Here is a 25057-nt window from a genome sequence, read left to right on the forward strand (position 1 = left end):
AATGCTGGAAGGAAAAAAAGTACTCTTAGCGGTTTGTGGCTCCATAGCAGCCTATAAAGCCGCTTTTTTTGTGCGCTTACTGGTCAAGTCAGGAGCCGAAGTGAAGGTGATCATGACCGAAAGCGCCAAAGATTTCATTACACCACTTACGCTGGCCACCCTTTCGAAAAACCCGGTACTCTCCAGTTTTTATCAAAACGAAAACGGTGAGTGGCACAACCACGTGGAGCTGGGCCTGTGGGCCGACCTCATGATCGTGGCGCCTGTTAGTGCCAATACCTTGTCAAAATTGGCGAATGGTGCCGCTGACAACCTCCTCACTGCCGTATACCTCTCTGCCAGATGTCCGGTGATGGTATGCCCGGCGATGGATCTCGACATGTATCAGCATCCTGCTACCCGGAGAAACCTGAAAACCCTCGCGGACTATGGTAACATTATCGTAGATGCAGAATCTGGCGAACTGGCAAGCGGTCTCTCCGGAGAAGGGCGCATGGCTGAGCCAGAGCACATCCTGGAAAAAGTAAAAACCTTCTTTCAGCAAACCCAATCTTTTGTGGGCAAGAAGGTGATGATGACCTCTGGTCCTACGCACGAATCCATCGATCCGGTGAGATTTATTGGCAACCACTCCACAGGCAAGATGGGCAAGGCCATCGCGCTGGAGCTGGCCAACAGGGGAGCCGAAGTGGAATTCATCTCTGGTCCTGCAGCACATGCTCCACATCACCCCCTCATCAGGGTGACTAAAGTCACCTCGGCAGAAGAGATGTTTGAAGCTGCCAAAGCCTACTTCGAAACGAGTGATATCGGTATTTTCACAGCGGCAGTAGCTGATTACAAGCCTGAGACAATGGCCACTTCCAAGCTTAAGAAAAAAGAACAGGCCCTCCAAATCACACTCGTGCCTAACCCTGACATTGCCAGCCAGCTGGGCGCTATGAAGAAAAAGCATCAGTTCACGGTCGGGTTTGCGCTGGAGACAGATGAAGAGCAAGTAAATGCCAGGAAAAAGCTTGAAAGCAAAAACCTGGATGTGATTGTTTTGAATTCATTGAATCATGAAGGCGCTGGTTTTGCCCACGACACCAATAAAGTATCTATCTTCGATAGACATAATAAAGAACAACATTTTGAGTTGAAAAGTAAGGTTGAAGTTGCCAAAGACCTGGTAGACTTTATTGAACAATCACTCAATGGCTAGACTCCTCGTTTTTATCCTTTTCATCGGTGCACTCAGCACCACCGCACAGGAACTCAACTGCCGGGTGGTAGTGAATGCACAACAAATCCAAACCACTGAGCGAAATATTTTCAGTGACATGGAGACCTCTTTCACCCAGTTTCTGAACAACCGAAAATGGACCGATGACGAGTTCAGCTCCGAAGAGCGAATCAACTGTAACATTATTCTTACCCTGGATCCGAATGAATCCACCCCCAGCTCAGGCCGGTGGGGTGCCTCCGTGCAGATACTCTCTTCCAGGCCAGTGTATAATGCCAGCTATGAAACAGTGGTCTTCAATTTTGCAGATCGCGACTGGCAATTTGAATATGTACAATCCCAGCCACTGCAATTCAACGAAAACTCATTTACCAGCAACATCACCTCCCTCCTTGCCTACTATGCCTACACCATTATCGGCATGGACTACGATTCCTTCTCCGAACTTGGGGGTACCCGACATTTCCAAATCGCTAATCAGATCGTCTCCAACGCCCAAAATTCAAATTACTCCGGATGGTCACAATTCAACAGTGTGAGAAACCGCTACTGGTTAAGTGAAAATCTAATGGGGAGTAATTTTGAGCCGCTCAGAAAGGCGGTTTACGAGTACCACCTCAAGGGACTTGACGTATTTATGGACGACCCGGAAGCAGCGAGAAACAGCATTCTCAATGGGCTCAAGCTCATACAAACAGCCAATAAATCAAGGCCACGGTCCATTCTGACAATTAGCTTCCTGGATGCCAAAGCCGAAGAACTTTCTCAGATATTCAAGGAAGGAAACCCTACCCAAAAAAGGGAATCATATGAGATTCTGTCAAAGTTAGATCCGAGTAAATCAGATACCTTCAAAAAAATCATTGAGTAATGGCGAAGCGACTGGTCAGAATTTTACCCGAAAAGATCGCTGATCACTTCCAGGGAGACCAATACCTCAGTTTCGTTTCGCATGACGCCACCGTCACTTTGGCCACTCCGCTCAGCCTAAAATCGGATACCTTAAAAGTGAAAAATACTAAAGGTCATATATTACATTTGCCTTTGGCTCAGCTGGACGAAATCTGGGCCGAAGTAAAGGCAGAATAATCAATGATCCGATCTCTTTCCATCAAAAACTACGCACTTATTCAAAGCCTGGAGATGTCTCCTTCTCCAAATCTCAACATCATTACTGGTGAAACCGGTGCCGGAAAATCCATCATGCTAGGAGCTGTAGGCTTGCTATTGGGCAATAGAGCCGACACCAAAGCACTCTTCAGTGAAGAAGAAAAATGTGTAGTGGAAGGTGTGTTTGATATTAAAAATTACAAACTCAAAGAACTTTTCGAAGCTGTAGACCTGGACTTTGAAAGTGAATGCATCATCAGAAGGGAGATTAGCCCATCTGGTAAATCAAGAGCATTCATCAATGACACTCCCGTGACTCTGGACGTGCTCAAAACGCTGGGGGTGCACCTAATGGACGTCCATTCTCAGCACGAATCACTACACCTGGGCAGCAACGAATACCAGCTGGAAATACTGGACATTTACGCTGGCCATCAGGAGCTCATTGCTCAATACCAAAAATCTTACGCAGAGTTTACAAGTGCGGAAAAGACCTACTCAAGGCTGGTAAAAAAAGCTCAGGAGAGTGCCAAAGACACCGATTACAAGCAGTACTTGTATAACGAGCTGGCAGAAGCTCAACTTTCAGAAGGAGAGCTGGAACTATTGGAGGAAGAATTGGAGATACTTGAAAATGCCGAAGAAATCAAAGTCAATCTGGGTCAGCTCAATCAGCTTCTGGACGAATCTGAAATCTCTCTGATCAATCAGCTTCAGGAAGGACTCCCCCTGCTTTCTTCCATCAAAGGGTTCTCCAAGAGGCTGGAAGAGCTCTTCGAACGCCTGAACAGCGCGAGCATAGAGCTTCAGGACATAGCCCGCGAAATCGCCAATGAGCAAGACCGTGTGGAGTTGGACCCGGAAAGGCTTCAGGTGGTCAAAGAGCGAATTGATCTGCTCTTCAGACTTCAGCAAAAGCACCACACCAACGAGGTGACCGAACTAATCGCCCTCAGAGATGAACTCAGCGCCGCGCTCGAAGACGTGCTCAACATAGATTCGGAAATTAAAAAAGCCAAAGCCGCACTCGAAGAGGCTCAGAAAGCCATGCTATCGACTGGTAAAGCACTTACTGCCAGCAGACAAAAACATGCTCAGCCGTTCGCGGAGGCTATCAAAGCACTTATCACAAAGCTGGGAATAGAAAATGGTAATATCTCCATCAAAATCACCTCGACAGAACCCAATATCAACGGACTGGACCTTGTAGAGCTTCTTTTCTCCGCCAATAAGGGTGTACAACCCCGGGAGTTGAAAAATGTGGCCTCTGGTGGTGAATTTTCCAGGCTGATCTTTGCGGTGAAGTACCTGCTGGCTGACAAGACCGCCATGCCTACCATCATTTTTGATGAAATTGATACCGGGGTTTCTGGAGAGATCGCCCTGCAAATGGTGAACATGATGAAGCAAATGGCCAAAAACCATCAGGTAGTCTCTATCAGTCACCTGCCGCAGTTTGCCGCGGGTGGAGATGCACACTATTTTGTCTACAAGGATCACTCCTCAGACAAATCTGTGAGTAAGATCAAAAAGCTTCAGGAAGAGGAACGGGTGTTGGCCATTGCCCAGATGATCGGCGGTGAAAAACCCGGAGCCAGCGCTATGCAAAGTGCAAAAGAATTACTGAACCCCGTCTCATAAACCATTTGCAGCAATCCCTTACCTGATGCCGTGGTATTTACATTGGCAGTACAGGTTATTTACCCTATTTTTGAACACTGAAATAAAACCAATAAACAATGGCCAATAATTTATTACAAGGAAAAAGAGGAATCATATCAGGAGCGCTAGACGAAAACTCTATCGCCTGGCATGTGGCTGAGCGGGCGCACGAAGAGGGTGCCACTTTTACATTGACCAATGCGCCTATCGCTATGCGAATGGGTGCCATCAATCAGCTGGCTGAAAAAACAGGAAGCGAAATTATTCCTGCTGATGCTACCTCAGTGGAAGAGCTGGAAAACCTTTTCACAAAATCCCAGGAAATCCTTGGTGGCAAAATAGATTTCGTATTGCACTCCATAGGGATGTCTCCCAACATTCGAAAAGGAAGATCTTACGGAGACCTCAACTACGACTGGTTCCAAAAATCTCTGGATGTATCTGCCCTTTCATTTCACAAGATGATGGCTGTAGCCGAAAAGCAGGATGCTCTCAGTGAGTGGGGTTCTGTAGTAGGTCTGTCCTATATTGCCGCGCAGCGGACTTATCCATTCTACACTGATATGGCTGATGCCAAAGCAGTATTGGAGTCTATAGCCAGAGGCTACGGATATAGACTGGGGAAAGCCAAAAAAGTACGTGTAAACACCATCTCTCAGTCTCCTACCAAAACCACCGCAGGATCGGGCATTGGTGGATTTGATAGCTTCTTTGACTTTGCTGATAAGATGTCACCACTAGGCAACGCATTGGCTGGCGACTGTGCCAACTATTGTATTTTCTTGTTCTCAGACCTCAGCAAAATGATCACCATGCAGAACCTTTACCACGATGGAGGTTACTCCAACACTGGTATCTCTGAGGAGATCATCGAGCAGATGGGAAAATAAAAACCTATGAGATCAGTTGAAAGTGCAGCCACTTGCACTTTCAACTTTCTTCACATCACACCTTCCCTTTAATGCTCTCCTTCCCCAACGCCAAAATCAACCTGGGTCTGCATATCGTCGCCAAAAGACCCGACGGCTACCATAACATAGAAAGTTGCTTCTACCCCATCCCCTGGTGTGACGCACTGGAAGTCCTTCCATCTGAAAAATTAACGTTCACCTCTTCCGGCCTAGATATACCTGGCACTCAGGAGTCTAATCTGTGCATCAAAGCCTACCATCTCCTGAAGAAGACTTACGATCTCCCGGGTGTACACATACACCTGCATAAAGTGATCCCTATGGGTGCGGGACTGGGTGGCGGCTCATCGGATGGAGCATTTACCTTGAAAATGCTCAATGATCTGTTTGAATTGGGATTAGATGTGCCAACACTCCAAAACCTGGCTGGCCAGTTGGGCAGCGACTGCCCCTTTTTTATTGAAAATAAACCAGTCATTGCTACGGGTACTGGAACCAATTTTAAGGGTACCGCACTCAACCTTTCGGGAAGATACATAGCCATCAAACATCCTCAAATTCACGTGAGTACACAAAAGGCTTATAGCCTGGTTAAGCCTGCTGCTCCAACCCATTCGATTGAGGGTATATTGAGTAAACCGATCGACCAATGGAAGGACGTGCTTCAAAATGATTTTGAAGCGTCGGTTTTTGCCCAGTTCCCTGAAATCCGAGACGTGAAGAATCAGCTATATTCCGCCGGAGCAACCTATGCGGCCATGAGCGGTTCGGGCTCTGCCGTTTTCGGGCTGTTTGAGCAGGAAATCTCACTGGATGGGTTTTACACCTTTGAGCTCTAGCCCAAACATCTCATCGAGTCCCTGTAACATCGCTATTTCACACGGAACATTATACACCGTCATTGCACCTAAAGAACCAAACGATAATCTCCAGCAGAGTATAAATCATCGGTACGATCAGTCAAACGGACAACAAGCAAAAATCTTTCGAAGGATTGCTTCGGCACTCCTACCGTCGCTCCTCGCAATGACGAACCAAAGAACAAAAACACCGTCATTGCGAATCCCGATGCAATCGGGATGAAGCAATCTGACGTAAGGACCTGAAAGGTTCAAATGCTTACTTCTATAATTCAGTTCTATAATTCAGTGGGACTCTCGATAAGAAATCAATCGGCAAATCAGACGGTAAGCATCAGCCATACAGAGGATTGCTTCGGCGATCCTACCGTCGCTCCTCGCAATGACGTATTACAACGTATCGTCATTGCGAATCTCAATAATTAGCGGATGAAGCAATCTGACCCATAAAAGGCGGGACAAGGATTAGCTAGCGTGCAGGTTTCCATCAGAAACAAAAACTGCTTATTTTTCAACCAGGATTTCATAAGTGATAATGGTAAAAGGTGGCTGCATATACATCATGACCAATGGGAACAACACGACCTTATATGTCGGCGTGACATCTGACCTGGTAAACCGTATCTATGAACATAAGAATCACAAATACCCCAGAAGCTTTACTGCGCGGTATAATCTGAATAAGCTGGTTTACTATGAGTCATTGCCAACCATTACAGAGGCCATAGATCGGGAGAAGCAAATCAAAGGAGGATCCAGAAAAAAGAAAATGGATTTAATATCCTCACTAAACCCGGATTGGATTGATCTCTACCCCAAGATTCTTGAATGGTAGGTATAGGCACTAAGGCCCGTCGGTGGATTGCTTCGGCGCTCCAAATGTCGCTTCTCGCAATGACGAACCAAGGGCAAACACCCCATAAAAGTCCGGTTATCATCGCTCCACAAGGGATGCCACACACCGTCATTGCGAATCCCGATAACTATCGGGTGAAGCAATCTGACATAAAGACTTAACAGATCCAATCCCTCTCAAAAAGGTGTCAATAAATTCGATCAGAAACCAGATGGAAAGCACCAGCTAATACGGTGGATTGCTTCGGCACTCCCTTACGGTCGCTTCTCGCAATGACGACATAAAGCACGAAACATCTCATCGAGTCCCCGCTGCACCCTCATTTCCCAAAGGACGGCACCCAAATACCTATTGAACCTTCACCGCAGTGCCACTGGCACTCACCATAAGCATGCCCGAGTCGCGACCTACGGTCTCATAATCCAGATCCACGCCGATCACCGCATTGGCACCCATAGACTGTGCACGCTCCTGCATCTCAGCCACAGCAATGTCCTTAGCTTCACGCAAAGCTTTCTCATAAGATCCTGACCTGCCTCCCACCACATCGGTGATCGCCGCAAAAAAATCCTTGAAAATATTGGCCCCAATGATCGCTTCGCCAGTCACCAGTCCGTAATATTCGGTGATCTGCTTTCCTTCGATGTTGGGAGTAGTAACTGTAAGCATATCAATTATTGTTTAATGTTGGCTAAATCAAGCATAAAGGCATATTCCATGGCTATCTCCCGGTAAACCCTGAACCGACCAGAAGCGCCCCCATGACCTGCTTCCATATTGGTATTGAGAAGTAGCAGATTATCGTCAGTCTTGAACTCACGCAATTTGGCTACCCACTTGGCCGGCTCCCAATATTGCACCTGAGAATCAAAGTATCCGGTCATCACCAGCATGTTTGGGTAATCCTGAGCCTTCACATTGTCATACGGAGAGTAGCTCTTCATGTATTCATAAGATTCCAGTTCATCAGGATTTCCCCACTCGTCATATTCATTGGTGGTCAGCGGAATGGTAGGGTCAGACATGGTGGTGAGCACATCCACAAAAGGTACGGCTGCTATCACACCTCTGAAAAGTTCTGGTGCCTGATTGACCACAGCACCCATCAGCAGCCCTCCGGCACTGCCCCCCATGGCAAACAGTCTGTTGGAGCTGGTAAAATCTGCATTGATCACGTACTGCGCACAATCAACAAAATCGTTGAATGTATTCTTCTTCTTAAACATCTTGCCATCGTCATACCAGGAACGACCCAGCGCCTGACTGCCTCTGATGTGGGCAATACCAAACGCAAAACCACGATCCAGCAAGGACAACCTACTAGAGCTAAAGCCCGGATCAACAGTGTGACCATATGAGCCATATCCGTAGAGCAAAAACGGACCAGATCCATCCTTCTTGAATCCTTTTTTGTAAATAATGGACATTGGAATGCTCCTGCCATCTCTGGCTTCCACCATGATGCGCTCTACTATATACTGAGATGGATCATGTCCACCTACCACCTCGTCCTGCTTCCTCAACTGGCGCTCCTTAGTGACCATATCAAAGTCATAAACGGTCTCCGGAGTAGCCAATGAAGAGTAATAATACCTCAGGGTGTTGGTTTCAAAATCCTTATTAGTGTCTATACCAGCTTTGTAGGCCACTTCATCCATTGGAATGTAATAGTCCTCCTTGCTCTTCTGGTTGATCACACGGAGTTGATTCAGTCCATTTTTCCGCTCTTCCACCACCAGAAAGTTTTTGAACACTTCGATGGATGACAACAAAACATCCTCCCTGTGTGGGAGGACCTCTTTCCAATTGGATTTATCTGTATCATTCTCACCCACTTCCATCAACCTGAAGTTGGTGGCTTCCCAGTTGGTCACCACATAGAATTTGTCTTCGAAATGCTCAATGGAATACTCATGTACAGCTTCTCTGGGAGTAAACTGCTTAAAGGCTCCGTTCGGATTGTCCGACTTCAGGATATGGTGGTCAGTGGACAAGGTACTACTATTCCAGATGATGATGTACTCACCGGATTTGGACTGATAACATCCAATGTAATAAGATGGATCCTCCTCCTTATACACTGTTTTGTCTGTATCTGTAGAGGTGCCCAATGTGTGTTTTTTGATTTCCTCTGAAAGCAGACTGACCTTATTTTTAGCTGTATAAAAAAGCGTCTGGTTATCTGCGGCCCATGCCACACCAGCCTCAGCAAAGGGAATCTCATCCTTCAGGAATTCTCCGGTCTCAAGATTTAATATCCTAATGGTATAAATTCTTCTACTCAGCGTATCCTCACCGAAAGCCAAAAGCTTGTTATCTGGACTTACCTTTAGTCCGGATACATTGTAAAATTCCTGCCCTTCAGCCAACTGATTCACGTCCAGAATCACTTGCTCTTTAGTACTCAGATCACCCTTTTTTCGGCAATAGATTGGATACTCTTTTCCCACCTCGTAACGTGAGTAATAATAGTAGCCATGACTCAGATAGGGAACAGACTCATCGTTTTGACTGATCCGCCCAACCATTTCCTGATAGAGTGTCTCCTGCAGAGTCTCTGTGGATTTTAGTGCCTCCCTGGTGTAGTTATTTTCAGCACCCAGATAATCCAGTACTTTTTTGGTTTGTTCATCAGGCTCAGAAGCAAGTTTCTGCTCATCTGCCAGTCGCATCCAGTAATAATTGTCTACTCGTACATCTCCATGACCTGTGAGTTCATAAGGTTGTTTTTCGGCAATTGGTGGCTGCATAAGTTCCTCTTTATCAGTTGTGTTTTTGGGCTCGCCCGCGCATCCTAAATAAAAAATGGCACTCAACAGGAGCACGCTAGATTGGGGTGTAAACATGGTTTTGTTATTTTGAGAGTCGGAATTTAGCCAATTACCTCAATAAATCGGTATTCAGGGCTTTCCTTTTCAAACGGCGATTGATCAAAGGATAAATCAGCACGGAAGCAAGAATGAGTGCAGTACCCAGGTAGAAACCAGAGGTCATCTGTTCCTTTTCAGGAAAAAAGACCAGGGCCATAGCGATCCCATAAACGGGCTCCAGGTTAACAGTAAGGTTGACCGAAAAAGCCGACAGACGCTTCATCAACTTTACAGAGTAGGAATAGGCATATACGGTGCAGACCAGTGCTAATATGATCAGATAACCCCAGTCGCTCAATGTGGGGCTTAATGCCAGGCTGTCTATCCCCTCAAAACTCAAATAAATTGGAAAAAACAGGGCTATAGCCAGAGTGGCTCCGATCATTTCATAAAAAGTGATCACAAAAGGATCCTCCCTTTTCGTAAGCTTGCCATTGATGACGGTGAACAGTGCCGCGATGGCCGCCGATACCATCGCCAAAATCAGTCCCGAAAAGTAATCAAACTCAACATTGAAAATGATGGCTATCCCCACGAAAGCAATCACGCTCAGTACCACTTCGTAGGGTTTGATCCGGCGTTTGTTAAAGAGTGGCTCTAAAAAGCTCGTCCAAAGTGAACAGGTGGCCATACCCGCCAGGCATACCGACACATTGGATACCCTGGCCGACAAGAAAAACAAAATCCAATGAGCGGCGATCAAAGCCCCGGTGCCCAATGTGACCCAATGATCTTTTCGCTGCTGAAAGGAAAATGACTTCTTCCTGAAATAGACAATCGCCAGGAGTCCCACAGAAGCCAGCAGGGTTCTGAAAAATACCATTTCTACAGACGGCAGATCTATCAGCACACCCAAAATGGCCGTAAATCCCCATATGAGCACAATAAAATGGAGAAAAGCAAAGTCCTTCGTCTCCTGCGTCATCGGGGTACGGTATTATACATCAGCACACCTACCACCGAAAAAATAATGTTAGGTATCCACACCGCAAGGATGGGATTGAGTGATCCCGCCTCGGCAATCGCTCGTGCCAGTATGAAAAATATGATAAAAATAAAGGCGATCAAGAATCCCAATGCAATCTGAAAACCGGTACCTCGCCGCGACTTTTTAGCCGAAACAATCACCCCAATGAAGCAAAGTATAATCACCCCGAAAGGCTGCATATAGCGGATGTATTTTTCGATCTGATAGAGCTGTACATCATCGGCGCCACGGCTTTTCTGCAAGGCTATGTAGTCATTGAGCTCAGGGATGGTCAGCGTCTCCTGCAGCCGTTCTTTGTTTTGAAAATCAGATGGCGACATATTCAGCAAGGTGTCCAGATCTCCTGCCGCCCCCCCTGAGGTGATGATCTCCGTATTTTCAAAAATTTGCCTTCGCTGCCAGTTTTTGAGACTCCACTTGGCAGTGGCAGTATCCCAGTGAATTCGCTTGGCAGTGAGCTTATCTTCCAACCGCTCATCTACAATCCGCTCTAAGGTCACGTTGTAGCCAATGTCCCGCTGATTGTTATACCGGTCTATGTAGATGTAATCATTCTCGGCAATCTTCAGGTGAATATTCCGGTCAGAGTAGAAATACGGCTTTTTCAGGTAATTCAACTCAAACCCTATCCTGAACTTATTAGCATTTGGAATGACATAACCCATGAACACATAACTCATAGCAGCAATGAGGACAGCCGCCATGAAATAAGGCACCAGCATTCTCCTGAAACTCACCCCTGAGGCTAAAATGGCAATAATCTCAGTCTGTGCAGCGAGCTTGGCCGTGACAAACACGGTGGCAATGAAAGCAGTAATGGGTGTCAACAGAATGGCGAAATAAGGAAAGAGCGTCAGGTAATACTTGAAAATCTGCTCACGGCTCACGTCATTCTGCATAAAATCATCATTCTTCTCCGTGAAGTCAATGACACAGATGATCAATACCAGCATAAACACCACAAAAACAAAGGTGCTCAACACTTTTTGCAATATGTACCAATCTAATTTCTTCAAAGTCGGGTTGTTACTTTTTTGACCATGGCTGTTTTCCAGGCATCAAAGTTACCTGCTTTTATCTGTACCCTCGCCTCCTTTACTAACCATAGATAAAACGATAAATTGTGAATGCTGCAAATCTGAGCTCCCAGTATTTCTTTGCTCATGATCAAATGCCGCAGATACGCACGGGTGTAAAACGTACTCACATACCCTCCCAATGCAGGATCGATTGGAATATACGCTTCTTTCCACTTTTCATTCTTGATGTTGATGATCCCTTCACTTGTGAAAAGCATTCCGTTTCGGGCATTTCTGGTGGGCATCACACAGTCAAACATATCCACCCCCAGTGCGATGCACTCCAGAATGTTTTCGGGAGTACCTACCCCCATCAAATAGCGAGGCTTGTCAGCAGGCAGTATGTCACAAACCAACTCCGTCATGGCGTACATGTCTTCATGGGGTTCACCCACGGACAATCCGCCGATGGCATTCCCCTCACGACCCTGCTCGGCGATAAACTCCGCAGACTGCTTACGCAAATCAGGATAAGTGCTGCCCTGCACAATAGGAAAAAGGGTCTGACTGTAGCCATAGAGCGGATCTGTAGTATCAAACTGCTGTATGCAGCGCTTCAGCCACCGATGGGTCATATGCATGGAATCTTCAGCATACTTTTTATCACATGGGTAAGGCGTACATTCGTCAAAAGCCATGATGATATCCGCTCCGATCACCCGCTGTATGTCCATCACCCGCTCAGGTGTGAAATCATGCATCGAACCGTCGATATGAGATTTAAATCGCACGCCAGACTCAGTGATTTTTCGGTTATCTCCCAAAGAGTAGACCTGATACCCCCCACTGTCAGTCAGGATGGGTCGATCCCAGCCATTGAATCCATGAAGTCCTCCGGCTTTTTGAATCACCTCCAGACCTGGCCTCAGGTAAAGATGATAGGTATTGCCCAAAATGATCTGGGCATTGATATCCTCCTTAAGCTCCCGCTGATGAACCGCCTTCACCGTACCCGCAGTACCCACCGGCATAAAAATAGGTGTTTCTATTGGCCCGTGATCCGTTTCCAGCAGGCCCGTGCGTGCCTTGGTTTTTTGGTCTGTATGTTGTAGCGTAAATTTCATAAATGCCGCAAAAATAGTTGGCTTGGTATGAATATCACCATTTTGTGGCTCCTATCTTTACCCACTAAGCCCTATCGTGTTTTGGAGTACTTTTTTTACACATTTGCCTTTCTTCATTTCTTGCTGATCACTCAGACCATTGCGCCCCTGCTCCGTAAAAGCTCCACAACACAACTCAACACCCTATCTCCTCCTTTTTCGGTCATTGTCTGTGCTCACAATGAAGTGAAAAACCTGAAGAAACTGATGCCGCTGCTACTGGCCCAGCAGTACGTGGATTTTGAGATCATCATCGTCCTGGACAGGTGCACTGATGGAAGTATTGCCTTTATGCAATCGGTGAATAGTGCTCAGGTATTGACCATAGAAGTCCCCGCTGTACCGGATGGTTTCAACCCGAAAAAGTACGCTTTGACGCAAGGAATAAATGCAGCTCACAATGAATGGCTTCTACTCACTGATGCTGATTGTCGGCCGGTTTCTGACCAATGGATAGCCTCCTTTGCTCCGTATACTTCAGAGAAGACAGAACTCATTCTTGGGATAAGTCCCTATGAATCACAGCCAGGCCTGATCAGTCAGATCACGACATATGAAACGCTGCAAACAGCGATCCATTACACATCAGCGGCCTATCAGGGCAGGGCCTATATGGGAGTGGGCAGAAACATCGCCTACAGGAAAAGTACCTTCCGTAAGGCAGGGGGATTCCATCCCTTTGAGGCAGTGGTGGGAGGTGACGATGACCTACTGGTGCAGAAAATAACCACTCCACACAACGCGGCAATTAATTTTAAATCAGATAGTTTAACCAATTCCTCTCCAGAACGTAAATGGAAAGGGTATCTCAAGCAGAAAACAAGGCATTTGTCAGTGGGAAAGCATTACCAACCAGCAGTGAAAACCGCCCATTTTATAAGGGCCTCTACTCACGGTGTTCTATGGCTTTGTTTCCTATATTTGCTCTTCTCTTTTCAGTATTCTTCACGAATTATTGTACTGTTCGGCTTGTTGATACTGGTAAAAGGAGTATTTTTCAAAAAAATCGCCAATAACCTCGGGATGCCTTTTAATAGGATTTGGTTTCCGCTGGTGGATTTGATCTATGCGATTTTTTTACCCCTGCTAGGTGTCAGGGCCATGTTTGTAAAGAATATTAGATGGAAGAAGTAAAAAGGCAGTTTTCAGAAAAGGCCCTTCAGGATTTCAAACTCATCGATCGAGCAACGTTGCACAATGATGAGTCGGCTTTTGCTGACTTGATGAGCCGGTACAAAAAGCCGGTATACCATATGATCCTCAAAATGGTGCGGAACGTAGATGATGCCGAGGATCTTACCATTGAAGCCTTTGCAAAGGCATTCAAAAACCTGGCGCGTTTCAAAAAGGATTACACCTTCAGTACCTGGCTTTTTCGGATAGCGACCAACAACGCCATCGATTTTATCAGAAAGAAAAAACTGGAAACCTACAGCCTCAATACGTCATTTACGGATGATAGCGGTGAGTCTGTAAACATCGATGTGGAGGATGCCGAGCGTACACCGGACGAAGAGGCGATCAACACTCAGAAGATCGAGCTGGTACGCATGTTTGTGACCAAGCTACCTCCGAAGTATCAGCGACTCGTCAAGTTGAGGTACTTCGACGAACTCTCCTATGAGGAGATCGCTACTGAGCTGGAAGCTCCATTGGGTACTGTGAAAGCTCAACTCCACCGGGCACGCGAGCTCATGTATGAATTGGTGAAAGACAAAAAGAAGCACATTTGATGTCAAGTGGTGTTCAGGTCGTCTTTGACCACTTTCCCGATCTCTCTGCAACCCAAAAAAAGCAGTTTGAAGCCCTTTCGGGGCTATACACCGAATGGAATGAAAAGATCAATGTCATCTCCAGAAAAGACATTGACCAACTTTACACCAGACACATCCTGCACAGTCTGGCCATTGCCCGATTCATCTCGTTTCCACCGGGAAGCCGATTACTGGACATTGGCACGGGCGGAGGGTTTCCGGGTATTCCGTTGGCCATCCTTTTCCCAGAGTCTTCTTTTTTTCTGGCAGACAGCATAGGCAAGAAGATCAAAGTAGTGCAGGAAGTGGCCCAGGCCATTGGGCTGACCAACGTGCATGCTGAACATATCCGCGCCGAACAAATCAAAGAGAAGTTTGATTTCATCGTATCCAGAGCTGTGGCCAGAACCAGACAGCTCTACAACTGGACCCATCAGATGATCCACTCAACTGACCATCCCACATTGGCCAATGGGTACTTACTGCTCAAAGGAGGAGAACTGGACGAGGAGATGAAGGAGCTTGGCCGCTCCCATAGTGTCGTTGCTATCAGCGATTATTTCGAAGATCCCTTTTTCGAGACTAAAAAGATCGTTTATATTCCGGTATAAGCCGGATCGTAAAACCACCCTCCCATGAACCACGAGGAATTTAGAAAAAACGCCCATGCCGCTGTGGACTGGGTGGCCGATTATTTGGAGCAGATCGAAAAATACCCCGTAAAATCACAGGTAGCTCCAAAAGACATTTACAACCAGATTCCTGCATCACCCCCAGCTAGCGGGGAGCCTTTTGAGGCCCTGATGAGTGATCTGGACACCATCATTATGCCTGGGATTACCCATTGGCAACATCCACACTTTCATGCCTATTTTCCTGGCAACTCCAGCTATCCGTCAGTCATTGCCGAGATACTCACGGCAGGCATAGGCGCGCAGTGTATGGTTTGGGAAACCTCACCAGCCGCCGCTGAGTTGGAGGAGCGCATGATGGAATGGTTCAAAGGGATGATGGGGCTGCCTTCTGATTGGCATGGAGTGATCCAGGACACAGCCTCCACAGCCACCCTGACCGCCCTGCTGACCGCCCGCGAATGGAGAACTGATTTTCAAACCAACAGGAAAGGCACTTCAGTAGGCAAATTAAGGATTTACTGCTCTACGGAAACCCACTCCTCTGCTGATAAGGCGGTGAAAATAGCCGGGCTGGGAAGCGAGAACCTCGTGAAAATCTCGGTGGATGACGAGCTGGCCATGATTCCATCCGAACTCGAAAAAGCCATCCAAAATGATCTGGCTCATGGGTATGTGCCGTGCATGGTGATTTCAGCTATGGGCACCACCGGCACGTTGGCCTTCGATCCCACCAGACAGATTGGAGAAATCTGTCATAAACACCAGGTCTGGCTTCACGTAGATGCCGCCTATGCCGGAAGTGCGCTTGTGCTGCCCGAACTGGACTGGCTCAGAGACGGACTACAGTTGGCTGATAGTTTTGTTTTCAATCCGCACAAGTGGCTCTTCACCAATTTTGACTGCAGTGCCTACTATGTGAAAGACAAAGAAGCCCTGATCAAAACCTTTGAAATACTCCCGGAATACCTCAAAACAAAAACCCGGGGACAGGTAAATGATTACAGAGACTGGGGGATACAGCTGGGCAGGCGCTTCCGGGCCCTCAAGTTGTGGTTTGTGCTGCGAACCTACGGAGTAGACCTCCTGCGGTCCACCATCCGAACACACATTGACTATGGCGGCTGGCTGGCCAGTCAGATTGAGCAAACGCCACACTTTGAGCTGCTCACACCCCAGAAACTAAACATGGTGGTCTTTCGGTACAATCCTCCCGGTAAAAGCGTGGAGGAATTAAATGCACTCAATGAAACCATCCTCACCCAAATCAACCAATCCGGCAAGGCTTACGTCACTCACACTAAGGTAAATGGCCTGTACGGCATAAGAGTGGTACTCGGTCAGACCAGGTTGGAAAAAAAGCACGTGGAAAATTTATGGGGATGGTTGGTTAAAACGAGTGATGCGCTCTCCAAGTAAAGGTTGGATCCATCTTCCATTTCAGGTCAGTTTACGAAAACATTGAGAATGAGGCACTTTCTGAACAACGGAACTTTAACTCATCATCCTCTTCTTTTTCACATAATTGCTTCTTATGTTTGACTAAACTATAATCACTTTTTAAAATGAAAAAATTCTTACTTATTGTTTTCGCATTGGGCTATTCCTTTGTGGGCCTTTCGAACGGAAAATACGCTATCGATGACTCCAAAGTTGAATCCATCATGGAGCAGGCCATTTCAATTGATTCAAAAGTTGCTTTAGACAATCCTTTTTCTGTAGCTGGGATTCAGGAGGAAAAAAATGTGTGGATTGCCGTAGCTTTAGATTTCTTCTTGGGTGGTCTTGGTGTTCACAGGGTATACCTCGGTACACCTCCGGGAATTATTGCGGGTTATTTCTTCACCTGCGGTGGAATCTTCGGAATATTACCTCTTGTTGATTTGATCGTATTGGTCATCAACAATGAAGACATCAGCGCTTATGTGAATAAGAAAGGCCTTATCATGTTTAACTAGTAAGGTCTCAAATGATATCAAAAACCCTCTTCACGAGGGTTTTTTTTATTTCACCCCTTTCATAAATTTCAGGCTTATTTCTCTGGCTCGCTCTTTGTTTTTTGCTACAGCCAATTCTCTCGCATGTCTGGCTCCGCCAAGGTAAAACGTGTAGAATAAAGCTACCCCAGTCATCCCTCCGGTGAAGAAATAACCTTGATGTAAGCTATAAGCACTAAAACCTACTAACAGTGTCTGAATACCCCCTGAAAGTACTCCTTTTAAAAAGTAACCTGAATACATCTGCCCCACTCCCGGCAGAAACAAAGACAAGGTATATGCCTTATCAGGGTTTTTAGGCTTGAGCCGACCCGAAAAAAAAGCCTCCACCTGCTCGCTATCTGTACCCAAATGATCAGCATTCATCAGGGTCAATTCCTTAGCTTCTTCCCACTTGTTTAAGCCAATAAGATTCAAAATCTCCAAAATCAGTATATCACCATCAACCTCCCCCTGAGATGTACCCTGAGACAATCTGTATTTCAATAATTCGTCAAAACTCCTTTGATAGTTACCAAGTAAATAATTGAGCAGAATCTTCTCATACTTCAATGCTCTGTTCAAAGTATCTCTTGACGGAATTTTAACCCGGTTGAGTATATCCAGTGCCGATTGATAATCACCTATTTTCTTATAACAATAAGATTTCTGCAACAGAAAAAAGCCCTTCCTGGACAAGTCACTTTCTTCAAAAGCTTGTCGCTCAAAGCTTAGTGCGCTTTTAAGTACATCTTCCCGTGTCTCAACGGCGTTCGTCCCCCACAAAACATCCTGTCCGCTACTTACAAAGTAACCGTATAGGAATATGCATATGAAGCAATATCGCATCATGATTCGTTTTGTTAAAATTCACATTTTCCACCTTAACGGCGACCACACTCCCCCAAATATTGGCAACATAAAAAATGGAGAAGATGCTTCCAAAAACAATAAAGGAGGCACTTTTAGGGCCGTCTTTCCGATACCCTTCATAAGCTTGCAAGGCAAAAATGGTACTCGTCATGAGGCTCATGGTACCCTGCCCTATTTTGCCCAAATAAAACTTCCCTCCACCTGGTATGATGGCCGATAGCACGCCGGCAATCACAGGAGATTTGGCTTTTCGATCCCGCATCACATGGTAGGTGTCCAATAGGGCCTGCTGATGGTCAACAAGTTGATAATAATTAGGATCAAAGGAAGTTTGAAAGGACTCAAAGCGCTCAAAATTATGATCAAGCAAAGACAATCCCGCCAAACTCAGCTTCCGAAGCTCAGCATGTAGCTCGGACAAACTATCCGTCTGCATCAAAACCTGATTCGCTTTGGCGTAATCACCAAGATAGGCATACTGTAATCCTGAATAAAACCTGGATATATTCCAAAAATTGAGATTTGAACGAGTTACATCCTCAAAAAAACGTATCGAGCTCGCCCTGTTTTTCCGGAAGTACTCAAACATTCCCAGATGAAAAGCAGTCGTGTCTGTTCTTCCTAAAACCAACTCCTTTTGCTCCAGCCAAAAGACACCTTCATCGTAAGCCGAAATGAATTCGAGATGCAACAAGAATTGATAATCATTGTCTGAAAACCCCTGGCCAAATGACCAAAGAGAACCTAATAAGCTTATGTGAATTAGAAAACTTCTCTTACTTATAGTCATCCCAATGATCTATTACCTTACCCTGTAAATTGATTAAGGCTGGAGAAGTTTCAGCAAAGGTCGCTCTGTTACATCTGGTAAGTCTGTCGGCCGTCAGAAACAGCCCCTTGAACAAACCATAACCCGCAAAAGACAATTTGCTAAACTCCGAACAAGATTGATCATAAATACAATCATTGAGGATCTGATTAGACAAGTGTTTCTGATAGAAATGAAATAAGAAAAAACTGCGTTGATGAGCCGGAGCCTCTCTTATACTCAATTTCTCCAATACAAGCTCAAAATCTCGTTGCTCATCTTGCCCGTGAAGCAAGTGACACATCATTATTAAAGCCCCTGCGATTACTAAAGCCTTCATTCCAGTAAAGTTGCAGTATTAGGTGTTTTGAAATCAGCAAACTCCTGATCTTCCGGTACATTAAATCTGAAATCAGAAAAAGTAGTCTTTGTAATGGTAGAGTCGTTTTTCTGAAAGTCTATCTCTGTAATAGACATAGGAAAGTCAACACCACGAACCATCCGATAATCATAATAGTAAGTCTTCTTTAGGTATTTCCCATCCTTGTCGAGGTACCCCATAAAAACTGGATGATCACCATTACTCACAAGCTCTACTTTCTCCAAACCTCCCATAGCGGCAGGTGGGGTATATTCTGTTACCAGCATCATGTCCTCTATTCTCGACTCTCGGAGTGAAAAACCCGCTTCGCTCAAACCTAAATCCTCACTGCTACCAAACAAGAAATAGTAAAAGGTAGTGTTTCGGCTCCCCATTCGATTATCCAAAGACTTGACAACTGTATTCTCCTTCGTGTTGAATATCTCAACATTACCCAATGAATTATTCAAAACATACATATCAATGGGGCTAATGAAATGGGTCACCATCTTGCCAGAGGGCTTATAGAACACCCGGGCATCTATTCTGGAAACCATCCCGTGTGTAGTAGACCGCTTTACCATGCTAAAACTAACCCAATCAAAATCTAATTGGACGCAGGTCGTAAACGAAATCAAAAATGAAAGGATAATATTCATAGGATGCTAAATTTCAGAAGGTGCCAAATTACCAAAGATCAAGGATTTATTTTTTGAAACAATGATCTAATTTAAGGCTCATAACAAACACGGAAGTCATCATGAAAAAAATCGTTGTCCTATCCGGTGCAGGCATCAGTGCAGAAAGCGGCATCAGCACTTTTCGTGATTCAGGAGGATTATGGGAAGGTCACAACATTGAGGATGTAGCCACCCCTGAGGGTTGGGGGAGAAACCCTGAACTCGTTCTTGACTTTTACAATCAAAGACGTAAACAGGCGTTATTCGCAAAACCTAACATAGGACATACCGTACTCGCACAACTGGAGCAGGATTTTCATGTCACCATTATCACCCAAAATGTAGATAGTCTGCACGAAAGAGCGGGTAGTTCCCATGTCATTCACCTACATGGAGAACTCTCTAAAGTAAGAAGTACCATAGACGAATCACTCATTTATGAGCTGGACGGGTGGGAACTTAACCTCGGCGATCTCTGCGGAAAAGGCTCTCAGCTAAGACCACATATTGTTTGGTTCGGAGAGGCCGTACCTATGATGGATCTGGCCATCAAGCACACACAGGAAGCAGACTTTTTCATAGTGGTCGGAACCTCTCTGGTGGTATATCCTGCTGCCGGTTTACTCAGCTTTGTAGACAACCACATCCCCAAGTACATCATCGACCCCAACCTGCCAGCATTGGACCATGTTCCTAACCTCCACTATTTTCCCAAATCAGCCACTGAAGGATTAGCCATTGTTTGTGATATAATCAGAAGCAATAATCTTAGAAAAATCTAATCGTTTATCTGTTTCGTACCTCTAATAAATAAGCTTAAATTAGCGGTTCAGCTACAGGTTTACTGGAAAATTTAGTTACTCACTCTAGAAGGAATTTAAAAACAAGTACTAGTACAGGTTTTCTTGTACGTTCCTGTTGGCAAATTCAGTATTGTACCGCCTATAATACAATTGAAGTGATAAACTTATTCAAGCCTAAGCTTTTGACCTCTGTAAAGGTCAATTTTAGCTCTACAGATGAACAGATATTCCAATCGATCACAGGTATTCGTCATTACTCCATTGTCAACCCAACATCTGGCAATGAATATGTGCCTCATGTGAGAGATAAATCTTTCCTCGAAGAGACCTTTAAAATCAGAAGATTTGCACTTCCCGTCCAATCAAAACCACTTAATATAAGAAGTACCTCTTTCGATACACTTTGGTGGTCATCGGAGTACATAAATACAGCATCTGTCAAATCTCATCATATCGTTGTAGGGAATTTATCAAGAACAGCTACTGATTTAGATAATACACACATGATGTGCTTAAAAAAACTCATAATCAATAAGTTAGACTCAACGATACTATTCGCTGTTTGATCTAAAAAAAATAGGGAATTCATACCATACAGCTCAAATTCACATTTCATGCTTTCGTTTAATATGACCAGAAAAAAACATTCACTTTACCGCTCGAATATCTGGCTTGTACTTCTGCTTGTTGGAAGTGCAAATATCGCTTTTGGTGAAGGCTCAAGAACCCTCGCCCCAAATTATGGAGATACCACCTCATTGGTGGCACCTGGATCAGCCAACAATCAATTTGCATGGCTGGAGCATGATGGATTTGGAGGAGCTACCGACAATTTTCTCGACCCTTCCGCTCCTGCCAATGAGCGACTCTACATTCGCCTGAAAGCCGGCGAAACACTGCGATATGGAATCAGACGAATCCCTGTAAGGTACTCGGGGGGTAATTCTTACTCCAACTCGGCCACTGAGCACAATAATCATGAATATTTGACCATCGTGGTGTATGATAGCGATGGCAATGTTGTCAACAGCAATACACTCACCAACGACAACAGTCCTAACCATGGTGCCTGGTTAGATGCTGGTCAGCCTGGAGTCATTACCTCAGTAGCTTCCTCATTGTTAGGCCCACAGTTCACCCACAATTCCAATACTTACAATGCAGGTGGGTACACCCCAATAGAATACACCAACAACGATCCGGAAGGGGATCAGGATTTCTACATTGCCTTTATTCAGGACGATGGAGGAACTACCGATATAGATGAACGAAGCTGGTATGACCTTTGGGATTTCTCAGTGTATGACGGCAACGAAGAGAAACCCGGACGTATGCATTGTACGAGATGGAGCCTTACCGCTCAGGATTTTGATAACCTATTAGCCGATGAGGTTAATTTCTATGTAAGGGTACCCTCCACCATCGATGGCGGTGATGCCGGCAATTACATCAAAGAAGTACAGCTTGGCGGCCTTAATCCATTTTCATTGGTGGTTTATGCCAACTCTCAGGGAACAGACGGTACCGATGGAGATACCAATGGAGATGGAATCACCGACTTTCAGGATTACCGCATGAGTGTAACCAATGAAATTGCAGAAATAGAATATGACCTCTTCATTAACAACCCGGACGTTGACCTTTACCCTACGACCGTATTACCGACGATCTCCATTACGGATGCCAATGTCTACTGTAATGCGAGTACAGGTGGAGGTGCTGCAGCAATATTCTTTGAAAGCAACCAAGTTGGGCAGATAGCGGTGCTCGTAGATCTGGATGGTACTAACGGCTATCAGGATGGCACAGAAGACGTGATCATTGAAGCTGAGATAACCACCGAAGGAGAGCACGTGATTCGCTGGGACGGGCTCAATGGCTTTGGTGCTGCAGTACCCTCAGGAACAAATCTGACCATTTCAGGAAGATTTACCTCAGGCCCTATTCATGTTCCTCTTTGGGACGTGGAAGAAAATGACCAGGGAATGAACATGCTGGATATCAGACCAAATACCAGTTTCAACCTTATTTATTGGGACGATAGCGACATTTTCACTGGAGTAAACCCAGAAGTGGAACTGGACGGAACGAATACCTCATTACATACCTGGACAAGTGGTGATGATGACCTGATCAATACCTGGTCTTTTGGGTATTATCAGATCAATACTCAAAACATCTCTTTCACCTACAGCTGCGACGCTGATGGAGACGGAGTGGCCGATGCCCAGGATGAAGACAGTGACAATGATGGAGTACCTGATACAGATGAGGGAGACCATGATGCTGACACGGATGGCGATGGAGTACCTGACTACCTCGATCCGGATGTGGATGGAGACGGAGATGTAGATGCATCTGACAACTGGGCAGACATCAATGGTGATGGCATCAATGACAACTTTGATTACGATTTAGATGGTGTTCCCAATTCACTTGATTTAGACTCGGACAATGATGGCATCACCGATCTGGTAGAGGCTGGAGGCACCGATAGTGATAATGATGGGAAACTGGATGGATTCACCGACGTGAGTGGAGGCCTCACCTTCAGTGGGTATTCCATTTCCACAGGTTGTAGCTCCACAGTGACTACCATCACCACCCCTACCACCCTCACCGGATGGGCAGATGATCAAACCAGACAGATCACATTGCCCTTTGCCTTTGAGTTTTACGGCACCACATTTGCAGCCAACAGTAGCTTATACCTCAATAGTAATGGCTGGGTAAGCTTTAATAACATTGATCCAGGCACGGATTGGAGGCCCGATCCATATCCATCTGGCACATACCCAAACACCATCGCGTTCCATCATGTCGACATGACCCCAAACTCCGGGGGTACCATTACATACGGAACCAACGGAACCGCCCCCAATAGGATATTTATTATTTACCTGCAAAATGTACCCTTTTATGGTCAGAACGGAACCTTTACAGGTCAACTTCAGCTCCATGAAACCACCAACGAAATCAGGGTAGTTACGACCAACCTCAACCCCGATGGTGGCGGAGGTATGACTCAGGGATTGAACCAGAACGGTACCACCGGGATCACCGTCACAGGGAGAAATGATCAGAACTATACCATTGTTTCTCCAGAATGTCAATCATTCACTCCTAACTATGTAGCTGCACCGAATGGAGTAGACGACACCCTTGACTCCACCCCACTCCCAAATCCTGATACAGATGGAGATGGTCTGGCTGATTTCCGGGATCTTGATTCGGACAACGATGGCATTGTAGATACCTACGAAGCTGGAGGTACAGCCAATACAGCCACAGGCCAGATTGCCGACTTTACAGATACCGATGGCAATGGACTCAATGATCAACAGCAGATCGTGGCGCTCCCACTTCCGGATTCTGACGGTGATGGGTACAAAGACTATCTGGACATTGACTCTGACAATGATGGCATCCGAGATTACATCGAAGCACAGCAGAGTTCAATTTTTATCGGTTTTGAAAACAATGACACCAACTCCAATGGACTGGTAGATGTTTATGATCCCATCATAGGTGGCACGATACTCACCCCGGTAGATACTGATGGAGATGGGCTCCCTGACTATATAGACACAGATGCTGATGACGATGGCGTAGTGGACCTGATTGAAGGGTGGGACTCCGACAAAAATGGAATCTCTGATTTGGACACCAATGCCGATGGATCTATCGATGACACTGATGCATGTGCTGGTTATTCAACACCTGGTCTGCTCAGATCCGAAAATGCAGATTTTGAAAATGGACTGAATGGACTTTCCGGGTTCTCAGGGGAAGTCTTTGTGACCTCTGATGCGCAATCGGGCAGCTCTGCCATTCTCGTAGGACCATCAGAGGGAGGAACATATGTCTCTGAGTACATTCCCGCAGAACAAGGCCAGGCTTTTCAGTTTACTGGTTACGCCAAAATAGCCGGAAGCCCTGGCTATACCGGCATAGGCATTACCTTCTGGGATGAAGACCTCAGCACCCGACTCAGCGAACCTCAAGCTCAGGTGTTGGCAACCACCTACACCCTTTATACGGTTAATGCTACTGCCCCGGCTGGAACTGCTTTCATAGAGCTATGGACCTATAAATCCGGGGCATCGGGCACACTAACCTTTGATAACTTCTCCCTCATCCTTACATCCGCCTGCTCCGGCACCTTCTCCGACGACTCTGATGGTGACGGACTGCTCGATCTCTTTGAAAACTACAATACTCCCCTGCAAAACACCGATGGATCAGACGAAAGCGACTGGCAGGATGATGATGACGACAATGACGGATCGCCCACAGCTGGAGAAGATGTCAATGGCAATGGAGACTGGTCTGATGACTTCACCGAAGGTGGTGTAACCATCCCCGATTACCTCTTCAGAGGTGATTTCGATGGGGATGCCATCGCTGATAAAAATGATGCAGACTCTGACAATGATGGCATCACCGATGCTCAGGAGTCCAATGGTGAAGCCATTGACCCCAGCGGAGATGATGACAATGATGGTA

22 protein-coding genes and 1 pseudogene are annotated in these 25057 nt (G+C 45.8%); 14 read left to right on the forward strand and 9 right to left on the reverse strand.

What is annotated here, in order from left to right; translation table 11 throughout:
- Position 1 precedes the first annotated feature (1 nt).
- The 7 genes from coaBC to GV030_RS17280 all read left to right on the forward strand — a co-directional run bounded on the left by coaBC (position 2) and on the right by GV030_RS17280 (position 6603).
- On the forward strand, positions 2 to 1204 hold the full coding sequence (gene coaBC / locus GV030_RS17250) for a bifunctional phosphopantothenoylcysteine decarboxylase/phosphopantothenate--cysteine ligase CoaBC (RefSeq protein ID WP_159584605.1): 1203 nt from the start codon (positions 2 to 4) through the stop codon (positions 1202 to 1204).
- Positions 1197 to 2096, forward strand: coding sequence for a DUF4835 family protein (locus GV030_RS17255; protein ID WP_159584606.1), 900 nt, complete (start codon positions 1197 to 1199; stop codon positions 2094 to 2096). The genes coaBC and GV030_RS17255 overlap by 8 nt, the downstream gene beginning before the upstream one ends.
- Positions 2096 to 2314 (forward strand): hypothetical protein, encoded by a 219-nt coding sequence (locus GV030_RS17260; protein WP_159584607.1) that lies wholly within the window; start codon positions 2096 to 2098, stop codon positions 2312 to 2314. The genes GV030_RS17255 and GV030_RS17260 overlap by 1 nt, the downstream gene beginning before the upstream one ends.
- A gap of 3 nt (positions 2315 to 2317) precedes the next feature.
- On the forward strand, positions 2318 to 3976 hold the full coding sequence (recN, locus tag GV030_RS17265) for a DNA repair protein RecN (protein WP_159584608.1): 1659 nt from the start codon (positions 2318 to 2320) through the stop codon (positions 3974 to 3976).
- A 98-nt stretch (positions 3977 to 4074) separates the two neighbouring features.
- Positions 4075 to 4887 carry an enoyl-ACP reductase gene (locus GV030_RS17270; protein WP_159584609.1) on the forward strand — a complete coding sequence of 271 codons (813 nt, stop codon included), beginning with the start codon at positions 4075 to 4077 and terminating at the stop codon, positions 4885 to 4887.
- Between the two features lie 71 nt (positions 4888 to 4958).
- Complete coding sequence (gene ispE, locus GV030_RS17275) at positions 4959 to 5747, forward strand: 4-(cytidine 5'-diphospho)-2-C-methyl-D-erythritol kinase (protein ID WP_159584610.1); 789 nt, start codon at positions 4959 to 4961, stop codon at positions 5745 to 5747.
- A gap of 556 nt (positions 5748 to 6303) precedes the next feature.
- Positions 6304 to 6603, forward strand: a complete 300-nt coding sequence (locus GV030_RS17280) for a GIY-YIG nuclease family protein (RefSeq protein WP_159584631.1) — start codon at positions 6304 to 6306, stop codon at positions 6601 to 6603.
- A gap of 369 nt (positions 6604 to 6972) precedes the next feature.
- On the opposite strand, the gene GV030_RS17285 is transcribed toward GV030_RS17280, so the two are convergent.
- From GV030_RS17285 to tgt, 5 genes are read right to left on the reverse strand one after another with little or no spacing between them, the layout of a single operon-like run.
- A complete protein-coding gene (locus GV030_RS17285; protein ID WP_159584611.1) occupies positions 6973 to 7293 on the reverse strand; it encodes a heavy metal-binding domain-containing protein in 321 nt (106 codons plus the stop codon).
- 5 nt (positions 7294 to 7298) lie between these two features.
- Positions 7299 to 9470: a S9 family peptidase gene (locus GV030_RS17290; RefSeq protein ID WP_159584612.1), complete on the reverse strand. Its 2172-nt coding sequence runs from the start codon at positions 9468 to 9470 to the stop codon at positions 7299 to 7301.
- A 34-nt stretch (positions 9471 to 9504) separates the two neighbouring features.
- A complete protein-coding gene (locus tag GV030_RS17295) occupies positions 9505 to 10419 on the reverse strand; it encodes a DMT family transporter (RefSeq protein ID WP_159584613.1) in 915 nt (304 codons plus the stop codon).
- Positions 10416 to 11498: an LptF/LptG family permease gene (locus GV030_RS17300; protein ID WP_159584614.1), complete on the reverse strand. Its 1083-nt coding sequence runs from the start codon at positions 11496 to 11498 to the stop codon at positions 10416 to 10418. Before GV030_RS17300 ends, GV030_RS17295 begins: the two co-directional genes overlap by 4 nt.
- A complete protein-coding gene (tgt, locus tag GV030_RS17305) occupies positions 11495 to 12625 on the reverse strand; it encodes a tRNA guanosine(34) transglycosylase Tgt (protein WP_159584615.1) in 1131 nt (376 codons plus the stop codon). Before tgt ends, GV030_RS17300 begins: the two co-directional genes overlap by 4 nt.
- A 27-nt stretch (positions 12626 to 12652) precedes the next feature.
- Here tgt and GV030_RS17310 point away from each other — a divergent pair, with 27 nt between their 5' ends.
- The 5 genes from GV030_RS17310 to GV030_RS17330 all read left to right on the forward strand — a co-directional run bounded on the left by GV030_RS17310 (position 12653) and on the right by GV030_RS17330 (position 17008).
- Positions 12653 to 13798 carry a glycosyltransferase gene (locus GV030_RS17310; protein ID WP_159584616.1) on the forward strand — a complete coding sequence of 382 codons (1146 nt, stop codon included), beginning with the start codon at positions 12653 to 12655 and terminating at the stop codon, positions 13796 to 13798.
- Positions 13786 to 14397 (forward strand): RNA polymerase sigma factor, encoded by a 612-nt coding sequence (locus GV030_RS17315; protein ID WP_159584617.1) that lies wholly within the window; start codon positions 13786 to 13788, stop codon positions 14395 to 14397. Before GV030_RS17310 ends, GV030_RS17315 begins: the two co-directional genes overlap by 13 nt.
- Positions 14397 to 15029: a 16S rRNA (guanine(527)-N(7))-methyltransferase RsmG gene (gene rsmG, locus GV030_RS17320; protein ID WP_159584618.1), complete on the forward strand. Its 633-nt coding sequence runs from the start codon at positions 14397 to 14399 to the stop codon at positions 15027 to 15029. The genes GV030_RS17315 and rsmG overlap by 1 nt, the downstream gene beginning before the upstream one ends.
- 24 nt (positions 15030 to 15053) lie before the next feature.
- Entirely contained in the window at positions 15054 to 16469 is a 1416-nt protein-coding gene (locus tag GV030_RS17325; protein WP_159584619.1) for a pyridoxal-dependent decarboxylase, read from the forward strand.
- Between the two features lie 146 nt (positions 16470 to 16615).
- Positions 16616 to 17008, forward strand: coding sequence for a TM2 domain-containing protein (locus GV030_RS17330; protein ID WP_159584620.1), 393 nt, complete (start codon positions 16616 to 16618; stop codon positions 17006 to 17008).
- Between the two features lie 45 nt (positions 17009 to 17053).
- On the opposite strand, the gene GV030_RS17335 is transcribed toward GV030_RS17330, so the two are convergent.
- From GV030_RS17335 to GV030_RS17350, 4 genes are all read right to left on the reverse strand, one after another.
- A complete protein-coding gene (locus tag GV030_RS17335) occupies positions 17054 to 17878 on the reverse strand; it encodes a hypothetical protein (protein ID WP_159584621.1) in 825 nt (274 codons plus the stop codon).
- On the reverse strand, positions 17826 to 18593 hold the full coding sequence (locus GV030_RS17340; protein WP_159584622.1) for a hypothetical protein: 768 nt from the start codon (positions 18591 to 18593) through the stop codon (positions 17826 to 17828). The genes GV030_RS17335 and GV030_RS17340 overlap by 53 nt, the downstream gene beginning before the upstream one ends.
- An 82-nt stretch (positions 18594 to 18675) precedes the next feature.
- Positions 18676 to 19047 (reverse strand): membrane protein insertion efficiency factor YidD, encoded by a 372-nt coding sequence (gene yidD, locus GV030_RS21710; protein WP_159584623.1) that lies wholly within the window; start codon positions 19045 to 19047, stop codon positions 18676 to 18678.
- Positions 19044 to 19727, reverse strand: coding sequence for a hypothetical protein (locus GV030_RS17350; RefSeq protein WP_159584624.1), 684 nt, complete (start codon positions 19725 to 19727; stop codon positions 19044 to 19046). The genes yidD and GV030_RS17350 overlap by 4 nt, the downstream gene beginning before the upstream one ends.
- Positions 19728 to 19828: 101 nt before the next feature.
- On the opposite strand from GV030_RS17350, the gene GV030_RS17355 reads away from it, so the two are divergent.
- Positions 19829 to 20530 carry an NAD-dependent deacylase gene (locus GV030_RS17355; protein ID WP_159584625.1) on the forward strand — a complete coding sequence of 234 codons (702 nt, stop codon included), beginning with the start codon at positions 19829 to 19831 and terminating at the stop codon, positions 20528 to 20530.
- 650 nt (positions 20531 to 21180) lie between these two features.
- Positions 21181 to 25057: pseudogene (locus GV030_RS17360) on the forward strand (hypothetical protein); the annotation flags it as partial.

Source organism: Marinoscillum sp. 108, from assembly GCF_902506655.1.
Taxonomy (GTDB): Bacteria; Bacteroidota; Bacteroidia; order Cytophagales; family Cyclobacteriaceae; genus Marinoscillum; species Marinoscillum luteum.